15 protein-coding genes, 1 tRNA gene and 2 rRNA genes (1 of these 18 only partly in view) are annotated in these 17500 nt (G+C 33.1%); 3 read left to right on the top strand and 15 right to left on the bottom strand.

From position 1 onward, the window contains the following. Positions 1 to 94: 94 nt before the first annotated feature. The 8 genes from CUEA01_RS03945 to CUEA01_RS03910 all read right to left on the bottom strand — a co-directional run bounded on the left by CUEA01_RS03945 (position 95) and on the right by CUEA01_RS03910 (position 8550). Positions 95 to 1840 (bottom strand): ABC transporter permease, encoded by a 1746-nt coding sequence (locus tag CUEA01_RS03945; protein ID WP_407929242.1) that lies wholly within the window; start codon positions 1838 to 1840, stop codon positions 95 to 97. Between the two features lie 148 nt (positions 1841 to 1988). Continuing rightward, positions 1989 to 2759, bottom strand: coding sequence for an ABC transporter ATP-binding protein (locus CUEA01_RS03940; RefSeq protein WP_234118527.1), 771 nt, complete (start codon positions 2757 to 2759; stop codon positions 1989 to 1991). A gap of 93 nt (positions 2760 to 2852) precedes the next feature. Further along, positions 2853 to 3812 carry a sensor histidine kinase gene (locus tag CUEA01_RS03935; RefSeq protein WP_234118525.1) on the bottom strand — a complete coding sequence of 320 codons (960 nt, stop codon included), beginning with the start codon at positions 3810 to 3812 and terminating at the stop codon, positions 2853 to 2855. A gap of 56 nt (positions 3813 to 3868) precedes the next feature. Next, positions 3869 to 4540 (bottom strand): response regulator transcription factor, encoded by a 672-nt coding sequence (locus CUEA01_RS03930; protein WP_234122118.1) that lies wholly within the window; start codon positions 4538 to 4540, stop codon positions 3869 to 3871. Between the two features lie 49 nt (positions 4541 to 4589). Beyond that, positions 4590 to 5708 carry a THUMP domain-containing class I SAM-dependent RNA methyltransferase gene (locus CUEA01_RS03925; RefSeq protein WP_234118516.1) on the bottom strand — a complete coding sequence of 373 codons (1119 nt, stop codon included), beginning with the start codon at positions 5706 to 5708 and terminating at the stop codon, positions 4590 to 4592. Between the two features lie 80 nt (positions 5709 to 5788). Next, positions 5789 to 6541, bottom strand: a complete 753-nt coding sequence (locus CUEA01_RS03920) for an exodeoxyribonuclease III (RefSeq protein ID WP_234118514.1) — start codon at positions 6539 to 6541, stop codon at positions 5789 to 5791. Between the two features lie 56 nt (positions 6542 to 6597). Continuing rightward, on the bottom strand, positions 6598 to 7731 hold the full coding sequence (locus CUEA01_RS03915; protein WP_234118499.1) for a pyridoxal-phosphate-dependent aminotransferase family protein: 1134 nt from the start codon (positions 7729 to 7731) through the stop codon (positions 6598 to 6600). Between the two features lie 12 nt (positions 7732 to 7743). Then, a complete protein-coding gene (locus CUEA01_RS03910) occupies positions 7744 to 8550 on the bottom strand; it encodes a hypothetical protein (RefSeq protein ID WP_234118489.1) in 807 nt (268 codons plus the stop codon). 230 nt (positions 8551 to 8780) lie between these two features. Between CUEA01_RS03910 and CUEA01_RS03905 the strand changes: the two genes are divergently transcribed. After that, positions 8781 to 9386, top strand: a complete 606-nt coding sequence (locus CUEA01_RS03905) for a uracil-DNA glycosylase (protein ID WP_234118487.1) — start codon at positions 8781 to 8783, stop codon at positions 9384 to 9386. Positions 9387 to 9400: 14 nt separating this feature from the next. Next, positions 9401 to 10222, top strand: coding sequence for a TerC/Alx family metal homeostasis membrane protein (locus CUEA01_RS03900; RefSeq protein ID WP_234118484.1), 822 nt, complete (start codon positions 9401 to 9403; stop codon positions 10220 to 10222). Between the two features lie 2 nt (positions 10223 to 10224). Here CUEA01_RS03900 and CUEA01_RS03895 read toward each other — a convergent pair whose 3' ends face one another. The 4 genes from CUEA01_RS03895 to CUEA01_RS03880 form a co-directional block, all read right to left on the bottom strand. Further along, positions 10225 to 11052, bottom strand: a complete 828-nt coding sequence (locus CUEA01_RS03895) for a prephenate dehydratase (RefSeq protein ID WP_234118474.1) — start codon at positions 11050 to 11052, stop codon at positions 10225 to 10227. Positions 11053 to 11209: 157 nt separating this feature from the next. Continuing rightward, positions 11210 to 12163 (bottom strand): M42 family peptidase, encoded by a 954-nt coding sequence (locus CUEA01_RS03890; protein WP_234118471.1) that lies wholly within the window; start codon positions 12161 to 12163, stop codon positions 11210 to 11212. An 80-nt stretch (positions 12164 to 12243) separates the two neighbouring features. Next, positions 12244 to 13245, bottom strand: coding sequence for a M42 family metallopeptidase (locus tag CUEA01_RS03885; protein ID WP_234118469.1), 1002 nt, complete (start codon positions 13243 to 13245; stop codon positions 12244 to 12246). Further along, positions 13236 to 14279 (bottom strand): zinc-binding metallopeptidase family protein, encoded by a 1044-nt coding sequence (locus CUEA01_RS03880; RefSeq protein ID WP_234118467.1) that lies wholly within the window; start codon positions 14277 to 14279, stop codon positions 13236 to 13238. The genes CUEA01_RS03885 and CUEA01_RS03880 overlap by 10 nt, the downstream gene beginning before the upstream one ends. 123 nt (positions 14280 to 14402) lie before the next feature. Between CUEA01_RS03880 and CUEA01_RS03875 the strand changes: the two genes are divergently transcribed. Then, a complete protein-coding gene (locus CUEA01_RS03875; protein ID WP_234118465.1) occupies positions 14403 to 14900 on the top strand; it encodes a LysM domain-containing protein in 498 nt (165 codons plus the stop codon). Between the two features lie 167 nt (positions 14901 to 15067). On the opposite strand, the gene CUEA01_RS03870 is transcribed toward CUEA01_RS03875, so the two are convergent. From CUEA01_RS03870 to CUEA01_RS03860, 3 genes are all read right to left on the bottom strand, one after another. Continuing rightward, positions 15068 to 15143: transfer RNA gene (locus CUEA01_RS03870), tRNA-Lys, on the bottom strand. Positions 15144 to 15148: 5 nt separating this feature from the next. Then, positions 15149 to 15265, bottom strand: a 5S ribosomal RNA gene (gene rrf / locus CUEA01_RS03865). A 77-nt stretch (positions 15266 to 15342) separates the two neighbouring features. Then, a 23S ribosomal RNA gene (locus CUEA01_RS03860) occupies positions 15343 to 17500 on the bottom strand; it runs 749 nt beyond the window's last position.

Below are 17500 nucleotides of genomic sequence, written 5' to 3'. Positions count from 1 at the left end.
AGGGCAAAGTTAAAAACCTTAACTTGATTTGGTTAGCATTTTTTTAATCATGCATCAAACACTTTTTCACTACCACCACACATCATTAAAACTTTTATTCACTTACAGTTTTAACATAACTCTTAAGTGTTACTAAGTAATAAATCCCATAAAATATTGCATATATTAAAACTATTATTAGATATTCCCTTGTTATTTTAAAGTCCATAGCTTTTCCAATAGGTATGGATGCTGCATAAGAATTTCCCACTGCTATAATAAATGGTGCCCCAAATAAAATCATAAGTTCCTTTGCGACTGATCCAGTAATTTCCCTTTTACTAACTCCTATCTTTCTTAATGTTATAAACTTTGTTTTGTCTTCCTTTGCTTCCATTGACATTTTAAAGTATATTATACTACCCGTTGCTGTAATAAATAATATGCCTATAAATATTCCTATGAATGCTAATATTCCAAATACCTTTAATCCATCCTCATAATGAGCATAAAATGTTAAAACACTATTATCCTTAGGCATATTTTTTAATAAATCATTAGAAAAAGCTTTTGCACTAAAATCATTTTTAAGCATATATCCTGTTACCTTAATCACTGCGTTTTCCTTATTTAAACTTTTAATTTCGTTATAAACTTTATCATTAACAACAACAGCTCCCCTAAAATGATCTAGTGCCGTAAATAACTTCGTATCAACATTAATAATTTTTAAAATATAACATTTATCCTTAACCTTTAAATCAATATTCTTTCCAATTAAATACTTAGGGCTTCCGTTGAAAGTATTATACGTAATGTAGTAGCATTCATTTTTATTTTTTAAATTAGCTTTTCTATCTACATTTTGATGCTCATTAATTTTATCAAATTGGCTTTCATTTATTATTGAAATATTATTATCTGTTCTCCAATCAGGATTGTCGCCTTTTACTTGGAGAAATTCAATATCATCTCTATACTTAACTGAAATTTCTTTATGCTTTTTAACTATATCTTCAAATACGCTATCTACTTGTTTATTGCCATTAATGTACTCCACAGAAAATGGTCTCATATTTCTTGAATTTGCTTCAGCCTTACCAAAAGCACAAAAGCACATAGTTAACGCGCAGATTGCTATACTTGTAGTAATTGCTATAACGCTTAAAGTTCCAACATTGCCTCTATACCTATAATAAAGTTGAGCTGTAGATATTAATTTAGTACCTCTAAAAAGGCTTTTTTCATTTTTCTTATTTATGTGGATTATCAAAGAAACTGTTGCTGTAAAAAATAATATAGTTCCTAAAACAACAAATAGAACTATTTTAGGTGTAAATTCAATATTATCACCAAGCTTAGCTATTGCTAAATAGTACCCATACCCTATAAACACAATTGAGGCAGTACTCACTATAAAGGTAATAAAGGAAACTTTTAGGCCACTTTCAACTTTCTTTGCTGCATTAAACATATCAATAAGCTTATTTCTATATATAACCGAATTGCCATGTATACTAATTATTATAAAAATAATTGAAAATACTATAATTGAAAACCTTAAGGCTTGAAAACTTAATTCAAATTTGGCATTTCCACCAGTCCTCATTAATGCAAATAATAGCATTATAAAAAATTTATTAAAAACCAGACCTAAAATGGTACCTGTAAAAAAAGCTAGGAATATAATAATTGTGTTCTCTATAAAATTTAAACGGGCTGTTTGCCTTTTAGACATTCCGAGAAGCATATATGTTGCAAACTCCTTTTTTCTTGATTTTATAAAGAATGAATTTGAATACCATATAAAAAATCCAGAAAATAGTATTATTAAAACCTCACCAACATTAAATAAAATCATCATTGATTTGCTATCTCCTAGCTGTCCTTGAACATCTTTGCTATAAATAATAGACATAAATAAATACACCACAAAAACGCTAAAGGAAGAGCTTAAAAAGAACGCCCAATAATTTTTGAAGTTTTGTTTTATATTTTTTATAGCCATTTTACATAATATCACCTGTATCACCTCCAATAACCGTAAGTATTTTTAAAATTCCTTCATAAAAGTCCTTTCTACTCTTATCACCTTTATAAATTTCATTAAATAACCTGCCATCTTTAATAAATACAACTCTCTTACAGTAAGATGCAGCAAAAGCATCATGTGTTACCATAAGAATTGTAGCTTCATTCTTTTCATTTAAACCTTGCAAAGAATTTAGAAGTTCTCTTGAAGCTTTCGAATCTAATGCGCCTGTTGGCTCGTCCGCTAAAATAAGTGACGGTTCTGTAATAATTGCTCTTGCAGCAGCTGCTCTTTGCTTTTGACCACCTGATACTTCATACGGGTGCTTGTTTAATATTTCATTAATACCAAGTTTCTCACTTATATTTTTTAATCTCTGATTTATAATTTTGTAAGATGTTTTTGAAAGTGCTAAAGGCAAAACTATATTTTCTTTAAGCGTCATATTGTCAAGCAAATTAAAATCTTGAAATATAAACCCAAGCTTGTCACGTCTAAAAGAGGACAAATGAGGTTCTTTCAAATCTGATATATCTTTTCCATCAATAAAAACATTTCCTGAAGTTGGCTTATCTATAGTTGATATTACATTTAGAAATGTTGTTTTTCCAGAACCAGAAGGGCCCATTATTGCTACAAATTCTCCATTTGCAACCTTTAAATTTATATTATGAAGTGCTGTATATTTCACGCCTCCAAACCTTGAGCCATAAACCTTAGTTAGATTTTGTATATTTAAAACTTCCATGTGTAAAACCTCCGCATATTTATCTTATGAATCCATTATATAAAAAAGCAAAATGCACAGCCATTTTTTTGACTTACATTTTGCTTTTGAAACTTACATTTGTGTAATATTGTAATAATCGCACCACTTTGGGAAATGAACATAAACCCTTGTGCCCTTGCTAAATTCAGATTCAATAGTTATACTATGTCCAAGTTTTTTTGAAAGCTTTTGTGAAAGATACAAACCTAATCCTGTAGCCTTTAAGTTTTCATTTCTACCATTGGCTCCCGTAAAAGTCTTTGTAAATATTCTGTTTAAATCTTCACTTTTTATACCTACTCCATCATCCTCTATTATAAGTAGCCTTTCTTTATCATTCTCTGCAGTTCTAAAGCCTATGCATCCACCCTTATCTGTGTACTTTAGTGCATTAGAAAGTACTTGATCTATTATAAAAAGAAGCCATTTCTTATCAGAATCAATTTTAAAGCTTTCATCTACTTCTTGCTTTAATATAATATGTTTTTTTATAAATACAATAGCTTGCTTTTTTATGCTTTCTTTAACTACCGTTTCTAAACTAACTTCTGAAATAATATAATCCTTCGAAAAATTATCACTTCTAGAATAATACAAAACTTTTTCAACATACTCATCTATTTTTTCTACTTCTTCCTTATAAGAATCAATATCCTCTTCGTTACTATCAAGCAAAAGTCTCATAGTTGTAATAGGTGTTTTTACCTCATGCACCCATGCCTCCATAAACTCCTTATTTTCCATAAATTCAGCTTCTACATTTCTTATAGCTTCTACAGAACTTTTATATATATCGTTTATTATATTAGTATAAAGCTCATCTTTATACTCCACAGCCTTTGGCAAGATTGGAGTTTTATCTTCTGAACACTGGGCTTTTAAAAGCTTTTTTATATGTCTATTCTTTATTAAATAATCTAATATAAGAAATATACAAAACATAAATAAAGAAACAAAAATTATATATTCAATATTTGAATTTAAAACTCTATTTTTTCTATCCAAGTAAATAGACATTACTACAAAGCTCATTAAGAGAATATAAAATATTATAATCCTTATACTTTCCTTTAAATATCTAAAAAAGCTCATTTTACAACGTATCCTTGATTTTTTATAGTTTTTATGAACTCTACATCTATCTCTTTGAGCTTTTTCCTAAGTCTATTTATATTCACTGTAAGAGTATTATCATCTATAAAGCTTTCATCTTCCCAAAGCTCCTCCATTATTTTTTCTCTACTTACTATGCTTTCTGGCTTACTCATTAGTATTTGGAGAATTTTAAATTCATTTTTTGTAAGTTCTATATTTTTTTCGTTGTAATAAACGGTATTATTTTTTAACGATAGAATGACATCTTTATAAGCAACAGTATCTAAATTAACTTCACTATATGAATACGTTCTTCTTAAAATTGCATTTATTTTAGCCATAAGTACATCTAGGGAAAAGGGTTTTGTTATATAGTCATCTGCTCCCATATTAACTGCCATAATTATATCCATATTTGAATTTCTTGAGGATAAAAATATCACTGGAACTTTTGATATGTTCCTTATCTTATTGCACCAATAAAAACCATCACAAACAGGTAAATTTATATCCATTAAAACAAGCTGTGGCTGTAGGTTTACAAATTCCTCAAATATGTTATTAAAATCCTCTATAGCGTATGCTTCAAAGCCCCATTTTTCAAGAGACTTTTTTATTACCTTCCTTATCTTTTCTTCATCTTCTATTATCATTACCTTATACATGCCCATCCGTTTCCCCCCTTAAATAAAACAAAGAGCAACCTTATTAGGATTACTCTTTTGAAAAATATTGATAGTAGTAACATTTTAGCTTTCCATTATAAAGCTTTCTATTTTTATCAGATTTTCTTCCAAAGTATTTTTCAAAGCCTTCATGTGCAGTAATCACAAAATATGACCAATTTTCAAGCCTTGAGAATACCTTTCCCATATCTTTGTAGAGTTCTTGAACTTCTTCAACCTCTCCAAGTCTCTCGCCATATGGTGGATTTGTTATTATAACCCCACACTTCTTTTGAGAACTAAATTTTTGCATAGGCAACTTTTGAAAAGCTATATACTTTCCCACTCCTGCCTTTTTTGCATTAGCCATTGCTGTTTTAATTACCCATCCATCTATATCCGAAGCTAATATTAAAAATTCTTTATCGTTTATAGAGTTCTTTGCATGCTTCCTTAAATCACTCCATAAATCCTTAGGTATTATATCCCACTCCTCTGATACAAAGCGTCTATTAAGACCAGGTGCTATATTTTTTGCTATCAAAGCTGCTTCTATAGCTATAGTTCCAGAACCACATAATGGATCTGCAAGTATCCTTGATGGCTCCCATTTACTTAAAAGTACTAAAGCTGCTGCTAAAGTTTCTTTTATAGGTGCGCCACCAGAATTTTCTCTATAGCCCCTTTTGTGTAGTCCCTCACCAGAAGTATCTACAGTTAAGGTAACTATATCTTTAAGTATTCCTACTTCTATTTTATACTCAGCACCATATTCAGTAAATCTTTCAAGATTATATTTCTTTCTCATAGCTTCAACAACTGCTTTTTTTACTATGGATTGACAATCGGGAACACTGTGCAATTGTGATTTTACAGATTTACCAGTAACATGCATATATGCATCCTGCGGCATTAAGTTTCCCCAATCTACTGCTAAAGTTCCTTGAAAAAGTTCCTCAAAGCTCTCTGCTTTAAACTCTGCCATTTTAATTAAGATTCTATCAGCAGTTCTAAGCCATAAATTACAAGTTACTATATCCATTTCATCGCCTTCAAAAGTAACTCTTCCATTTTCTACTTTGAGGTCATCATAACCAAGTTCCTTTAATTCACTGGCTACTACTGATTCCAATCCAAAGGTTGATGTTGCTATTAGTGTAAAATCCATTGTCTTATTCTCCTTAATTTTTTTATTTGGATATGCTTTAAATAAGTGTCAATCTTTACACTTATTTAAAGTATATCCTTTTATTTTATAACTAATTCTACAGGGCAATGATCCGATCCAAACACATCTGTATGAATATCTGCACTAACAAGTTTATCTTTTAAATTTTGTGATACGCAGAAATAATCTATACGCCAACCTGCATTTTTCTCCCTAGCCTTAAATCTATACGACCACCAAGAATATACGCCTTCTTTATCAGGGTAAAAGTAACGATATGTATCTATAAACCCAGCTTCTAAAAGCTCCGTAAATTTACTTCTTTCTTGCGGTGAAAATCCTGCATTTTGGGTGTTTGTTTTAGGATTTTTTAAATCTATTTCTGTATGAGCAACATTTAAATCTCCACATACAATAACTGGTTTAATTTTATCTAGTTCTTTTAAATATCCCCTAAAGCTATCTTCCCACTGCATTCTATAATCAATTCTTGCTAGTTTTTCTTTTGAGTTAGGTGTATATACGGTTACCATATAAAATTTTTCAAACTCTAGAGTTATAACTCTACCTTCTTTGTTGTGTTCTTCTTCATTTATCCCATATTTGCAACTTATAGGCTTTACCTTTGAAAATATGGCAGTACCCGAATAGCCCTTCTTTTCTGCATAATTCCAATAATCATAATATCCTTCTAATTGCAAATCAATTTGACCTTCTTGAAGCTTTGTTTCTTGAACACAAAATATATCTGCATCTACTTCCTTAAAATAATCTAAGAACCCTTTTTGAACACAAGACCTAAGACCATTTACGTTCCAAGAAATTAATTTCATAACTTCGCTTCACCAACTTTCTCAATTAACTATTTTTCCTTAATACTCCAGCTAATTTAAAATTTTTCTAAAAAAGTTTTTGACATATCGTGATTAAATTTAACTCCATAATGCTCTAGCGATTTTTGAAGGGCAAACAAAGCATAACTTACCTTTTCTATGCGAGCGCCTTCACCCATATGCCCTATTCTAAATACTCTTCCTTCAAGATACCCAAAGGAACCTGCTATCATAACATTATAGTTATTTACCATATAGTCTCTAACCTTTTTATCATCAATACCATGTGGAACTTGAATTACCGTAACTGTATTTGAAAATCCATCCTTTATATATAAATCAAGTCCTGCATACACAACCGCTGCTCTAGTGGCAGAAGCAATTTTATCGTGTCTCAATATTATATCAGAGTCTTCTAACAAATTTTCTACAGCAACCTTAAGGCCTACTATATCACTTATAGGTGGTGTATATGGAAACCATTTATCCTCATAATAAGTCTTCCAAGCAAGCAGGTTACAGTAAAAAGATGCTATTGGAGTTTTTCTGCTTTCCATTGCTTTAAAAGCAGCTTCACTTATACTAACTAAAGTAAGCCCTGGAGGTGCAGAAATACACTTTTGAGAGCCTCCTAGCGCAATATCTATCTTCCATTCATCTACGTTTATGTCCTCTCCACCCATTGCCGCAACACTATCAACTACAGTCAATATGCCTCTCTCTTTTAACAATGGACAAATCTCATCTATATCATTAAGCATTCCTGACGGAGTATCGCAATGTACAACTGTAGCATATTTAAAATCACTGTCTTTATCTAGAAATTTCTTTAGTTCCTCTACGTTTATCTTATGCTTTCTATCACCTCTAAAGAAAAAGGGGTCTCCTCCATAGAGTTTCACAAAATCCGCAAAGCCCTCTCCAAAAATTCCATTTTCAATGATAAGAACTCTATCTCCCTTTTCTGTGAGTGAAGCACAGGCTGCCTCTAATCCAAGAATTCCTTCACCACTTAAAACTCTAACTTCATTTTTAGTCTTAAGCATTTTAGCTATTTTTTCACAAGTTTCTTTATAAAAATCATAAAACCTACCATCAAGATCCGGATTTGTAGTTTCAATAGCTCTTGCAAATCTGACATTTTCTCTTACTCCTGTAGGTCCCGGAGTCATTATCATAGGATTTTTCATCCAAGCCACCCCTTACTTTCTACTATTTCTCCATTCCTCTAAGGATTCATAAGTATTTTTATTTAAATCATAATATACAATTTCTTTAGTATCCTTATTAATACCAAATCTATATGTATTAGTAGTATGGTCTACAAGTTCTTCTCCTACATAAATATCATAATAATCCCTCTTGTACTTATCTGTTGCAGAAGAATCTGGATACCTATCCACATATATTATTGGCTTTGCATTCTTATTTCCTGTCAATACATTTACAAAACTCTTAACTTCAGGAACATTATCTTTAAGATAATTTATATAATCATCTTCATTAGCTACACTTTGCACATCCGCCGCTGCAAAATAATTACTATCTTTATTATACTCTATACTTTTAAGTTTAGTTTTATTTTCACAGGTAACTTTTATATCTACGTCTTTATTTTCATCCTTAACTTCATAGTCCCAATAATTATTAGCCGCAGCTATACTCTTCATAAGCCTTAAGTAGTAATTTTTACTCGCAGCATCTAAGTCTCTAGAAAGGCTTACATAAAATATTGGATATGTCTTATTATCCTTTAACTCTACTTTATTTACTTTTATTGAATTATCATTAAATACTTTTTTTGCAGGATGATCCCAACTACTTATATCTGTAATTACAACATCATCGTTATTATTATCAGATTTATTTGTATTGGCACTACTACTAACTACTGCTTTTGCTTTCTTTGTTGTGGTTGTAACAGTTTTATTACTTTGTGAACTACTATTGCAAGCTGAAAATGTAACAACAGTGGCTACTAATGTACAAACTAAAATTAATTTTTTCATTGCTCATCCCCTCCTTATTATATTATCTCTTAAAAGCGAAATTTAAACAACAACTTATTTTTTTGCTTTATGCATCTTAAAAAAATATTACCATAATTTTTCACTCCAATAAGTTGTTTATAGTAATAACTTTAGGTTAAAATATTATTAAAGATATACCACATGAATTTTAATAGTTGAGCTGGTATACATAATGAAAGTTGTATTTTATACATAAATGAGGTGCTCACATGGATAATTATGAATATTTAAAATCAAAAATAAAAGACATATGTGAAAATTATAAAGATAATCCTACAGGCGGATGGATTACTGGTGATGGTCCAATACCTGCAAATGTGATGTTTATTGGCGAAGCTCCTGGAAAAACAGAAATTGAAGAAGGCAAACCTTTCGTTGGTGTTGCGGGAAAAACTTTTGAAGGTTACCTAAACTTACTGGGTCTTTCAAGAAAAGATATAAGAATAACTAATACCTGCTTTTTTAGGCCAATAAAATTAACACTAGGCAAAACTGGCAAGACTACAGTAAGTAATAGAACTCCAAAAATTAGTGAAGTAAATTTATTTAAGGATATTTTAGACGAAGAAATTTCGTTAGTAAATCCTAAAATTATTATAACACTTGGTAACGTACCATTAAAAAGGCTTTCAAATTTTAAAAGCATAGGCGAATGTCACGGTAAGTTAATATACAATGAAGCTTTAAAAAGATATATATTTCCCATGTATCATCCATCTGCTTTAACCTATAATAGAAATGATGAATTTAAATCAATGTATGACAATGACTGGATGAGGTTAAAGAATACTTTAAATAATGAATTAAAAATTTAATATGGAGGCTATCTATGGAAACTAAAAAAGCTTTAAGGTCACTTTGTTTTTGGATAGGTCTTGCCCTTATCTTTAATGCTGGTATTTATATATTTATGGGCAAAGAAAGTGCATTAGAATTTTTTGGTGGATATATAATTGAACAAAGTTTAAGCTTAGATAATTTATTTTTATTTCTCCTTATATTTGAAGGCTTTGCTATAAGTCCATTATACCAAAAAAGAGTTTTAAGCTATGGAATATTTGGAGCTATAGTTCTTAGATTAATATTCATAATTTTAGGTGTTGCAATAGTTACTCAATTTCACTGGATACTCTACATTTTTGGAGTAGTTTTAATAGTAAGTGGAGTGAAAATGTTTTTTAAAGGTGAGGAAACTACTGATTATAAAAATAGTATATTTTTTAGGCTATTGAAGAAAGTAATTCCTGTAACGGAAACGCTTGAAGGTGAAAAATTTCTAGTTAGAAAAAATAAAATACTGCATGCAACTCCACTGCTTGCAATACTAGTAATTATTGAAGGTTCTGATATCTTATTTGCTATAGACTCAATACCTGCTATTTTTTCAATAACAACCAATCCCTTTATAGTATATACCTCAAATATATTTGCCATATTGGGTTTGCGTAACATGTACTTTTTGCTTGAAAAACTTCATAGCAAATTTGCATATGTAAAGTATGGTGTTGCATTGATACTTACTTTTACTGGAGTTAAGCTAGGTATATTGTTCTTCCACATTGAAATATCATTACCAATATCCCTAGCAATTATATTTTTAACACTAATATTAAGCATTATTTTTTCAGCTATTAAAAGTTCAAAGGCTTAACTTTAAAGAGAATAGTAAGAACCTATAATTTTCACTATACTATTCTCTCTTATTTTTTCAATAACTTCTCTTACATTTTCTTGTTCTGGATAACATCCATCTATATCAATAAAAAAATAGTATTTACCAAGTCCCCTTTTAGTTGGCCTTGATATTATTGAAGTCAAATTAATTCCTTTACTTGCAAATTCATTTAAAACTTTTGACAAACTACCCGGTTTATCATCCTTAGCATCCATTATAACAATAGAGGTTTTGTATTTTTTTTCTTCTTTATAATTTGTTTTATCTTTGGAAAGCACTATGAACCTTGTCTCATTTTCCTTTGAATCCGTAACGCAATTAATAGTATGTATCGGATTTTTTATTGATGTAAGCATATGCCTTGGAATTATAGCACCTTCACCATATACTTCTTTTTTTATATTCTCAACAGACACACCATTACTTTCTGTTGTAATAATTTTTACTCCATCTAAGTTTTCTAAAAACTTACAGCATTGTCCCTGTGTTTTGAATTGTGCATATATCTTTTGAAGCTTATCCATATCACTGTTAGCAACAAAAGCAAATTGAATAGGAATTACAAGCTCATTTAGAATATTTAAATCACTACTGGCTAATAAATCAAGAGTAACTTGTACAAAACCATCTAGAGTATTTTCAATAGGTACAATTCCCATACTGCACTCATTTCCAACAGCATTAACTACTTTTGTTATTGTGGGATAAAACTTAACTACTGTATCCTCATCTATTTGCTCTTTATACTTATTTACTGCAAGTTCGCTAAAAGTTCCTGCCGGTCCAAGTGCTGCTAACTTAATCATACCTATTCTTCCTTTCCATCACATCTTTATTTATATAATTTATAAATATTCTACCTTACTAAATTATTAAAAACAAGTATACACACAGTGAAATCTCAAAATAATTAAAAATATAGACACCCAGGTTATACCTAAAGTGTCCTTAAATTCAGTTTATCTATACATTAAAATCATTATTTATACTATAAGTTATTAACTTAATACAATTGTTCACATCTTTAATATTCACAATTTCATTTATACTTCCTTTATTTTTGCAAGGAATAGATATTGTACCTGTTGGTATTCCATTAACCTCCTTGTGAACAGTGCTTCCATCACTAATTTCATTTGAAACACATAGCTGAATATCCATTTTTAATTTTGAAGCATTCTTTTCTAAGATATCTTTTATACCTCTATGCATAATAAGTCCTTTTTGCATTACTACTACAGCAGGTCCAGCTCCAATTTTAACCTCCTTCTCATTTTCTGTACTTAATGCCAAACATATATCTGGGTTTATATCAAAAGCTGCTGCTCTTGCACCCCTTGCTTGTAATTCCCCTTGAGTAGAAAAAACAAAATAAATTTCCTTGTCTACTGCTTCTATTTCCCTTATTAACTTCAATAGAATAAAACAATTTATTCTGTTGCTTAAACTTGGGCTTATTACAGTATCTTCTTCCTCATAATTATTACCTTCAAAGCATGCAGTATCGCCTTCCTTTACATACCTTAATGCAGCTTCTCTAGTTTTAAATCCCAAGTCAACATATAAATCTCTAAATTCAGGCTTTTCCTTAACTTCTGATGAAACTTTTCCTGAGATACCACTTTCAAAACTTATAGTTCTATCTAATATATCTTCAGCTTCAAAATCACCTAAATTATGAATTCTAACCTTGCCATCTTCTCCAACATAATAGGCAATAACACCTTTTACGTCCATATTGGCACATATCATTATCTTGCTGCTTCCAGCTCCCTTTTTTACAATTATATTTCCAAGTTTATCTTCACATATTTCACATTTTACATCTTTTAATTGTTGCTTTATGACTTCCGCTACCTTTTTTTCATGTCCGCTTACACCAAAAACTTCAACAATTTCTTTAAGTAACTTATCCATTTTCTCACTTCCAAATCATTATTTATTTTGCCTATGTTTTAAATAAGTTTTGACTCTTACACTTATTTAAAGTATAATCTTTATTTTAAACTTAATAAGTATGCTTCTAAAAGCTTAACTGTATTTTTAAAATCACTTAAACTTGCAACTGACACTGATGAATGAATATACCTACATGGAACAGAGATAGTTGCAACCTTAGCACCATTACCTGATGTATGAATAGCACCTGCATCATTGCCGCCAGCTATTGCCCTTCTTCTTTGATATGGTATAGCATTACTCTCTGCAGTTTCTATAATTGCATTTGTAACTTTCTCATTGAATATGCTAGTTCTGTCCATTATGGAAATCGCTGGGCCTTTTCCTACTTCTGTAGCTCTTAAATGCCCTGGTATACCTGGCATATCTGCACATATTGTGCCTTCAATTGCAATACCTATATCAGGTTGAATTTGAAATGCAGAAACATACGCTCCCCTATCACCTATTTCCTCCATAACATTAAATGCAGCATATAAATCGCAATCATACTTACCCTTAAGCACCTCTATCAAAACAGCGCATCCAGCTCTATCATCAAGTGCCTTTGCCTTTACAAGACCTTTCCCGAATTCACTATATTCTGTATCAAATACGGCATAATCACCTAGTTTTACATACTTCTTAGTTTCCTCTTTTGATTTTGAACCTATATCGAGACAGCATTTATCGTAAGTTATGCTGTTTTTTCTTTCTTCACCACTTTGAAGATGTATTGGTTTTAAACCTATAACTCCAGGTATTCTATTTTTGCCTATAAGTACTACTTTAGAAGGTATGACCTTGCTATTTATCCCACCCATAGGCTCAAATTTCATAGTTCCATCTTCATTTATAGCTGTTATTATGAATGCAACTTCATCCATATGCGCATCAATCATAACTTTTTTGCCATTACCTTTTTTATGGGCTATAATATTTCCCATTCTATCTACTGTAATTTCATCAACATAAGTTTTTATTTCTTCTTTTATTAAATTTCTAACTTCATCTTCATGTGATACTGGCCCTGAAGCATTACAAAGTTCTTCTAAAAACATAATAGTTCCTCCATCTCCATATCATTTAATTCCTCTATAAACCTGCCTATAAGTATACCTGTATTTTTTATATCATTAACATTTACCATCTCAACTGATGTATGCATGTACTTAATAGGAATTGATATAAGAACTGAAGGTATTCCTGCTCTTGAAATTTGGGTATCCCACGCATCGCAGCCTGTATTACCTGGTTCTACTTCAACTTTATAATTAATATCATATTTATTAGCTACTTCTATTATTTTTTCCATAACTTTGGCATGAATATTAGGTCCAATACAAATTACAGGACCACCACCAACTTCATTTTCTCTATCAGTGTCTCCAAACTTTCCACCATCAAAAGTAACATCTATTGCTATACAAATGTCTGGATTAACATTATACGCTGCTATTTTAGCGCCTCTATGTCCAACTTCCTCTTGAGCGGAGCATATAAAGTACACTTCTGCATCATGCTCTACACTCTTTAAAAACTCACCACAAGAATACATTGCAGCGATACTAGCTCTATTATCTACAGCTTTACAGGTTACATTATCATTTAATAACTCATAAAAATTTCTTTTTATAGTTACATAATCACCTACACTTACGATTTTTTTCAATTCTTCATAAGCATACCCAGTATCTATTAAAAGTTTATCTGAAGGTATTGCTTCTGACCTTTCTTTTTCATTCATAAGATGCGGGGGCTTTATTCCTATTATGCCCAGTATGTCCTTTTTACCATGCACTGTAACTTCCTGAGAAATAAGCGTTTTTGCATCTATTCCAACACTCTTAAACTTTAAAAACCCATTTTCCTCAATGGAAGTTATCATTAAAAAAACCTCATCAGCATGTGCCATTAATGCAACTTTACATTTATCCTTCTTTCCTTTCTTATGTATGTAGCTATTGTTCATCTTATCAAATTCTACATTTCCAAATTCTGAAAAGGCATTTTCAATAACTTGAAATAAATTTTTTTCATCTCCACTTGGAGCATCCTCTAAGCAAAGCACTTTTAATAATTGTTTAATTTCCATTATTCCACCTACTTGTAATTTATATATACAATTAGCATACATTATAAGAAAAAATTTTTAAAGAGTGTATAAAAAAATTTTTTAAGTCAATAATTACCAGTGTACAGGAAAGAGGTGATGTAAATGAGCAAAAATAAGTTAATGGTTATATTAAGCTGCGTGGTTTTGGTTTTTATAGTAAGTTACGGAGTTTACTATGATCAATCTCAAAAACACAAAGTTTCAAAGCAAGTTTCACAATCACAGTCAACACTACAAAAAAGCAATACATCAGCACAGGCTCAGCAATCATCTAATAATAATATTGCTTCAAATGATAAAACAACAAATGTAGTAAATAACTCTACTATAAAGACTTCAGATAACTCTAACAACTCCATTAATTCATATGAAATTGTAAAAACAGTTTCTGAAGATTCAGATTACGTATATATAAAATATAGATTAAAAAACGGAGATCATCTTTGGAGTTTGGCAGAACATTTTATGCCAACTTATAAAACATCAGGAGTTGTAAAAGAAATCGAAAAACAAAATACATTAGAAAATGATGATAACATTACAAAAGATTCATCACTTATTATACCAGCAGAAAAAAATGTTTTAGTGAATACACATTAACTCAACATTCCATCTGCCTGTGGTAGCGAAACTTCAGGCAGAGATAAACCTTAATCCCCAATTATTAGTATATAAAAAAAGGACCTAGCCATTTGCTCCCCCTTTGGCTAGGCTCTTTTTTATATAAAAAAATAAACGTGTATTTAAAAAATACACGTTTATTTTTTTGGTGGCTTATCGGGGAGTCGAACCCCGGACACCATGATTAAAAGTCATGTGCTCTACCAACTGAGCTAATAAACCAAATTACCCGGCAACGACCTACTCTCACACAGAGCTGCCCCTGCACTACCATCGGCGCGTTGGCTCTTAACCTTCGTGTTCGGAATGGGAACGGGTGTTACAACCAAGCAATTATCACCGGATATATTCTTATGATTGACTTCATCAGTCAATTTTTTTGAAAGTATTTTGTACTTTCAAAATTGCATAGTAATTTATATTGGTCAAGCCCTCGACCTATTAGTATTAGTCAGCTAAAAATGTTACCATCCTTACACCTCTAACCTATCAACCTGATGTTCTTTCAGGGGTCTTACTAACTTATGTTATGGGAAATCTTATCTTGAGGGGGGCTTCACGCTTAGATGCTTTCAGCGTTTATCCCTTCCCGACATAGCTACTCAGCCGTGCCGCTGGCGCGACAACTGATACACCAGAGGTCAGTCCATCCCGGTCCTCTCGTACTAAGGACAGCTCCTCTCAAATTTCCTACGCCCGCGACGGATAGGGACCGAACTGTCTCACGACGTTCTGAACCCAGCTCGCGTGCCGCTTTAATGGGCGAACAGCCCAACCCTTGGGACCTACTTCAGCCCCAGGATGCGACGAGCCGACATCGAGGTGCCAAACCTCCCCGTCGATGTGGACTCTTGGGGGAGATCAGCCTGTTATCCCCGAGGTAGCTTTTATCCGTTGAGCGATGACCCTCCCACGAGGTGTCACCGGATCACTAAGCCCGACTTTCGTCCCTGCTCCACTTGTTTGTGTCGCAGTCAGGCTCCCTTCTGCCTTTGCACTCTTCGCGCGATTTCCAACCGCGCTGAGGGAACCTTTGGGCGCCTCCGTTACTCTTTCGGAGGCGACCGCCCCAGTCAAACTGCCCATCTAGCTATGTCCCGTGGCCAGCTTCATGGCCTCCGGTTAGAATCTCAATACTGTCAGGGTGGTATCCCAAGGATGGCTCCATAGTCCCTGACGAAACTATTTCCTAGCCTCCCACCTATCCTGTACAGACAATATCGAAACTCAATGCTAAACTACAGTAAAGCTCTACGGGGTCTTTCCGTCCAATCGCGGGTAGCAAGCATCTTCACTTGCACTACAATTTCGCCGGATTTGCTGTTGAGACAGTGCCCAAATCATTACGCCATTCGTGCGGGTCGGAACTTACCCGACAAGGAATTTCGCTACCTTAGGACCGTTATAGTTACGGCCGCCGTTTACTGGGGCTTAAGTTCATGCCTTCGCTTGCGCTAAGCATTCCCCTTAACCTTCCAGCACCGGGCAGGCGTCAGCTCCTATACATCAGCTTTCGCTTTAGCAGAAACCTGTGTTTTTGATAAACAGTTGCTTGGGCCTATTCTCTGCGGCCTACTCTCGTAGGCACCCCTTATCCCGAAGTTACGGGGTCAATTTGCCGAGTTCCTTAACAGCAATTCTTCCGATGGTCTTAGGATTCTCTCCTCATCTACCTGTGTCGGTTTGCGGTACGGGCACCAAACTCCTCGATAGAGACTTTTCTTGGCAGCATGAAATCAGATACTTCGCAAATAAATTTGCTTCCCCGTAACACCCTAGACTTAAGAATACACGGATTTGCCTATGTATTCATCCTCAGTGCTTAGACACACATCCAATAGTGTGCACATCCTATCCTTCTGCGTCATCCCATTTCTGATAACGTTGTTTGGTGGTATCGGAATATCAACCGATTGTACATCGCCTACGCCTTTCGGCCTCGGCTTAGGTCCCGACTTACCCTGAGCGGACGAACCTTCCTCAGGAAACCTTAGATTTTCGACCACTAAGATTCTCACTTAGTTCTCGCTACTTATGCCAGCATACTCTCTCCTGTACAGTCCACCGCTCCTTTCGGTACGACTTCTGCCCATACAGGATGCTCCTCTACCACTCGTACATAGTACGAGTCCACAGCTTCGGTGTTAGATTTTAGCCCCGGACATTTTCGGCGCAGGATCTCTTGACTAGTGAGCTATTACGCACTCTTTTAATGTATGGCTGCTTCTGAGCCAACATCCTAGTTGTCTTAGAAATCCCACATCCTTTACCACTTAATCTACACTTGGGGACCTTAGCTGGTGGTCTGGGCTGTTTCCCTTTTGACTACGGATCTTATCATTCGCAGTCTGACTGCCGTGCTAATAGTATCTGGCATTCGGAGTTTGATAGAGTTCAGTAACTGTTGTCAGCCCCTACCTCATTCAGTGCTCTACCTCCAGTACTCATACACGACGCTAGCCCTAAAGCTATTTCGAGGAGAACCAGCTATATCCGAGTTCGATTGGAATTTCTCCCCTATCCACAGCTCATCCCATGGTTTTTCAACACCAATGTGGTTCGGGCCTCCACGGAATTTT

The organism is Clostridium hydrogenum (assembly GCF_021432385.1).
GTDB classification, from domain to species: Bacteria; Bacillota; Clostridia; order Clostridiales; family Clostridiaceae; genus Clostridium_S; species Clostridium_S hydrogenum.
This window is presented reverse-complemented; position numbering and strand designations above follow the sequence as displayed.